We start from the raw sequence: 989 nt of genomic DNA, 5'->3' as shown, positions 1-989 counted from the left end.
CTTCCTTTTGCCTTGCTCGATCTGCCGATCGCAATGGCCTTTTCTCCCGTGGCGCCGTCGTTGTTCCAGTTTGTGCTATCGGGGCTCGCGCTGTCGTCCGCTTTAACGGAAAAATAATGCACCCCACCGGCTGCCGTCCCTACCATTGCGACGACGGCCTTGAGCTGGGCCACGTTGACGGCGTCGGTGTTCTCCGTGCCGGCCGCTACACCGGTGATCTGACGATTGAACTGTTCGGACCAGGAGCTGTTGCCGCCTGTCGTCCGCCCAACAGCGACGGCGCTTCTCGTGCTTGCAGCGGTGTTCTGTACTGCCGCATCGCCGCCCATATAGACTGAGGTTTTATCTGTCACAGGGCCGCGGTCGGCGACGCTGTAGCTGCCGATAGCCACAGCGTCCGTCTGGTCGCTCACGGCCCGTATGCCCAACGCCACGGAAGCGCTTACATCGGGATGATCCTTGACTCCGGCAATGGCATCCGTACCGATGGCGATGGAATCGTTTCCCAAGGCGCCCTGATAGCGGTAATCCAGACCCGTGCGGCCGATCGAAATGCCACCTGCTCCGGCAGCATGGGAACCATCCCCCAGAGCAACGGAAGAAATACCATCTGCTTTGGCTTTTGGGCCGACGGCAATAGCGTCCGCTGCGGCAGCTCCGTCGTTCTCATAGTTGCTTCCTGCATCCTGAAGAGAAGAATTCATGCTGAAATAATGAAGAGCTCCCGCATCTTTTTCATTCTCTGGCGCCTTTGCAGGAGCATTGCTCCCGACAGCGCCATCAGGAGCTGATTGCGTCACTCTTGCGCTCCCGATCGTCACGCCGGGATCGCTCCCGGCACCATTGTCCGCCGCTCCAGCCGGTGAGGTCATCACAAAAGTCGCGCCGATAATGGCCGCCGTACACAGCAGAGCCAGCGTGGATACGCTGCATCCGCTGCCGTTGTTTTTGCCGTTGCGTTTGAGCAGCTCCGAAACGACCACATAGCA

At 59.6% G+C, this 989-nt stretch carries 1 pseudogene; it reads right to left on the bottom strand.

Annotated features, from left to right (window positions below):
* Nucleotides 1–989: pseudogene (locus tag HMPREF7215_RS00930) on the bottom strand (ESPR-type extended signal peptide-containing protein); the annotation flags it as partial.

The organism is Pyramidobacter piscolens W5455 (genome assembly GCF_000177335.1).
Lineage (GTDB): Bacteria > Synergistota > Synergistia > Synergistales > Dethiosulfovibrionaceae > Pyramidobacter > Pyramidobacter piscolens.
This window is presented reverse-complemented; position numbering and strand designations above follow the sequence as displayed.